The following is a 4,253-nucleotide window of genomic DNA, read 5'->3' as shown; positions in this document are numbered from 1 at the left end:
TGCCGGGACCGCGCCCCGCGGCCCCGGCACGCTTGTGTGACCCACCGCCTGAGCGAGTGGGCCGGAACAGGACGCCGGGCGCGGCGGCGGACGGCACCGCTACGAAGATCACGACCTGTTTGTGATCTCCGAGAGGGACTTGCCGCGCCCCACCCGTATGGCACGCTCCGCGGCCGCCGTCCTGCCCGTCCAGACCGAGAGCAGGAACGGCTACGAACGCACCGAGTTCAAGCACTGGACCGACGCGGACCGGGACGGCTGCAACACCCGCGACGAGACCCTGAAATCGAAGGCCGTCGTCTGCGCGACCGACATCCGACTCGGTGTGACGGCCATGAGTTCGATGCACGGTGTCCAACGAGGGCTTCTGAGGGCCTTCGACTACGTGAGGTCGAGAGTGTCTCCGGCCGACGTCTTCAGCGAGGTGGTCGTGGTGCCGGGGAAGTACCAGCGCCAACTGCCTGCCGCGGTGACGGTCACTTTGGTGGTCAGCTGCCCGACGTTGCCCGTCGTGACGGTCTTGACCGTCACGTAGTGGGCTGCACCCTTCTGCCGGAACTGGAGTTTCACCTGCTGCCCGGGGAAGCCGTGGTACTTGCGGTCCTCCCAGTTGGCCCGCGACAGCTTGCCGGTGACGGTCACCTTGGCGTTCTTGGCGACCCTCTCGGGCCCGATGACCGTAGTGAGCTGGGCGGCCCGCTTGACCTTGTACTCGGCGATGTGGTCGGAGATCCAGTAGTCGCCGTCGTTGGCCTTGACGGTGGCGTTGATCTGCCAGACGCCGGCGACCTTGTTGGTGTCGATGTCGTCGCTGTCGGCGATCCAGGCGGGGTCGATGGTCAGTGTGGCCCGGCACACCGAGGTGGTCGCGCTCTTCTTCGTGCAGGACGAGTCGTTGTTCCAGGTCGCGAAGGTGTAGGCGCTCGACTTGTTGAAGGTGCTGACGTTCGTGAGCCCCTTCACCCCCGAGTTGTCCTTGACTGTGATGTCGACCGGGTAGGTGATTGTCTTCGCAGTGCCCACGATGACGTTGCCGCCGCCGTTGACGACGGTCTTCACCACCCGGACATCACCCCGCCCTTCCGCGTGCGCCCCGGTCGCCGTCGTCAGCACCAGGGCCGCAGCCCCGCCGGCCGCGGTCCAGGCCGTTCTGCCTCTCATGATCCTCCCCTTGTCGTGTGCGTGCCAGGAGAGGCTATGTGATCAGCCCCCCGCAGTGACGCGGGTCTGCTCCGGGCGGGCCTTCGTCGGCCTGGCCGACGACTCCGGGCACACCTGTTGAGCCAGGCCTTTCGCCGCCGTCTCCGAGGCAGACCAGCCCATCGCACTCGGCGGTCGCGATGGCTGCCGGGGACACGGGATGTGGTCTCGGCACCCGACGGTTGATCTTGGTCGACAACTCGTCCACCAGGAGCTTCGACGTTCCGCAGGCCCGTCCAACTCCGAGTCACCCTGGGCAGGTTGGAAGGTGCTCAATCATCACCGCGGCCATACCGCACTCGGTGGTCAGCCGCCCATCAATCGCGTCAACAACCCTGCGGGTCAGTACACCCGGCCCGCGGTCCCGGTGTACTGCCGGGCCACGCCGAGGCATCCCCGTCCTTGAGGAAACCGGTGTCATCGATGACCAGCGCGGCCGGCGTGATCACCTGCTCCATCCGCCAGGCGAGACGGGCCCGCACATGCGCCGCCTCCCCCGGGCTGGTGGTGATGAAGTGGGCCAAGGCCTGCCGGTTGCCGTCCTCACCCAGCCGGGCGGCCATCGGTTCTATCGGCTTGCGCCACCCGTCCAACATCAGGCCCCGCAGATACACCTCGCCCCAACGGCGCTGATCCGCCCGCGCGAACGGCTCGAACATCTCCGCCGCGAGGTCCTCCAGATCACACCGGACCGCAGCCAACTCCCTACCCAGCACACCCGCTCAAACAGACACGCGACCGACGAACCAACCTGACCAAGCACTACTAGTGTCCTGCGCCGGAGATCCGTCGGCAGAAACGGTCCAGGGAGTCGAGGATCTCCTCGGCTGTCTTGGTCCAGATGAAGGGCTTGGGGTCCTCGTTCCAGTGCTTCACCCAGGCGCGGATGTCGGCTTCGAGGGCCTGCACGTTTTTGTGTGCGCCCCGGCGGATCATCTGGTCGGCCAGGAAGCCGAACCACCGCTCGACCTGGTTCATCCAGGAAGAGCCGGTGGGGGTGAAGTGGATGTGGAAGCGTGGGTGTCTGCTCAGCCACGTCCTGATCTCGGCGGTGTTGTGGGTGGCGTAGTTGTCACAGACGAGATGCACGTCGAGCCCGGCGGGCACCGCCTTGTCGATGCGGATCAGGAACTTCTTGAACTCGATCGCCCGGTGGCGGCGGTGCAGTGCCGATATGACGGTGCCGTCGGCGATGTTGAAGGCGGCGAACAGGCTGGTGATGCCGTGCCGGTAGTAGTCATGAGTCCGGCGTTCGGGCATGCCCGGCATCATCGGCAAGACCGGCTGTGAGCGGTCCAGTGCCTGGATCTGGGACTTCTCGTCCACGCAGAGCACGACCGCCTTCTCGGGCGGGTGGTGATACAGGCCCACGACGTCGACGACCTTGGCGACGAACCGCGGATCGGTGGACAACTTGAAGGAGTCCTGCAGGTGGGGCTTGAGGTCGAACCGCTTCCAGATTCGCCCGATGGTCGACTTCGACAGGCCGGTGCGCTGGGCCATCGACGCCCGTGACCAGTGCGTGTCCTGGCCCGGAGTGGACTCCAGGGTGGCCACGACGACCTCCTCGACCCGGTCGAGGAGGATCGAGGGCGGCCGGCCCGAGCGGGGCTCGTCATGCAGACCATCGAGGCGTTTCGCGATGAACCGGGCCCGCCAGCGGTCCACGGTCGATCTGTCGATGCCGAGGTCGGCCGCGGCCTGCTGGTTCGTCCCGCCCTCCGCGCAGCGCAGCACGATCTTGGCCCGCAGCGCGAGGAACTGGGCGGTCTTCGCCTGCCGAGCCCACTGCTGCAGCTGCCTGCGCTCGGCATCGTCGAGGATCAGGTCGGCCTTCGGCCGGCCGATCCAGCCGGCGTCCTCAAGCCCGGCCATCCGCTCCGCGGCGAAAGCCCGACGCCACTTGCCGACCGTCTTGGCCTGGACACCGACGAGCCGCGCCACAGCCGCGTTTGACATACCGTCAGCACACGCCAGGATGATGCGGGCCTTCTCGGCCGAGCGCCGGTGCGGCAATTCCGTCCGGCGCACCAACTCAGCACGCTCAGCCTCGGACAGCGTGATCTCCACAGCAGAAGGCCCCGGATGCGACATGCCAACAGGGTAGTAACCAACCTTCAGGATTTCTGGCGCATCACACTAGTGCTGTGACCGCACAGGCTTGCCGGGTTGGCGGCCTGGGCGGCCGGCGCCGCTGCCCAGGCCGCGGGCAGGACACCGGGGCACCTGGCCGCTCTATGAGGACGGGACGGGCGGTGAGTGGGTTGAGCAGGGCACTGCCGCTGAAGACGCTGCCCAGCAACCTCAGCAGCTCCTCCGTAGCGGCTACTGCAGCGCTACCGTGGGATTGGTGGTGGTGCGGATTAGGCGGATGGCGGAGATGAGGAAAAAGATGCCCCCGAGCGCGGCGTAGCGGGCGAGATGGGGCAGGGAGGGGTTGGCCTTGGTGGCGTCGGCGACGAAGGAGGCGCCGGCCAGGACGGAGATGCCGCCGCTGAGGATCATGGCCCACTGTCCGCCCATTGCCCGGCGCTGGAGGGCCAGCACGAGTTGGACCAGGCCCGAGACGATGGCCCAGGCTCCCCAGACGCGAAGGACGTCGGCCGTGCCGGAGGCGCCGGCAGCGGCCAGGCCGATCGCGGCGGCGGTGCTGATGGCCATGTTGGCGTAGAGGCCCTTGGCCGGGCGGGTGGCCCGTGAGGACCTGGCGTCAAAGACGGCCGCAGCCACGTCGAACGCGGGGTAGAGGACCAGCAGGGTCTTCACCCCGAGGGTGAGGTCGGAGCCGAGGGACAGCAGGAGCGCCGCCCAGGCGAGGGCGAAGAGGAAGCGGATGAGGTACAGCCGGCGCAGGGCGGGGGCTGCGGTTTCCTGGCCGATGGTGGCAGCGCGGGTCATGGTGGGTTCTCCGTACGGTCGGTTCGGACTGGGGGATCTGGCGGACGACGGTGGGCGGGGCCCTGGCCCGGGCGAGTTCGGCCCCCCGCCCCCGGGGCGCCCCCGGGGGGGCCGTGGTGGCCCGGGCCGCCCGCACCTAAACGTTCAAGTAGGCC

At 68.0% G+C, this 4,253-nt stretch carries 3 protein-coding genes and 1 pseudogene; all 4 read right to left on the bottom strand.

From position 1 onward, the window contains the following. Positions 1–381: 381 nt before the first annotated feature. Entirely contained in the window at positions 382–1,161 is a 780-nt protein-coding gene (locus ACFXC1_RS38410) for a hypothetical protein (RefSeq protein ID WP_381251755.1), read from the bottom strand. A 387-nt stretch (positions 1,162–1,548) separates the two neighbouring features. Continuing rightward, positions 1,549–1,859: pseudogene (locus ACFXC1_RS38405) on the bottom strand (transposase); the annotation flags it as partial. A 106-nt stretch (positions 1,860–1,965) separates the two neighbouring features. Beyond that, positions 1,966–3,270, bottom strand: coding sequence for an IS630 family transposase (locus ACFXC1_RS38400; RefSeq protein WP_381251831.1), 1,305 nt, complete (start codon positions 3,268–3,270; stop codon positions 1,966–1,968). 255 nt (positions 3,271–3,525) lie between these two features. Then, a complete protein-coding gene (locus ACFXC1_RS38395) occupies positions 3,526–4,098 on the bottom strand; it encodes a hypothetical protein (protein ID WP_381251753.1) in 573 nt (190 codons plus the stop codon). Positions 4,099–4,253: the final 155 nt, after the last annotated feature.

Origin of the sequence: Streptomyces hokutonensis (assembly GCF_042751305.1) — a bacterium.
GTDB lineage: Bacteria > Actinomycetota > Actinomycetes > Streptomycetales > Streptomycetaceae > Streptomyces > Streptomyces hokutonensis_A.
Note: the sequence above shows the minus strand (reverse complement) of the source record. Positions and strands in the feature narration are given on the sequence as shown.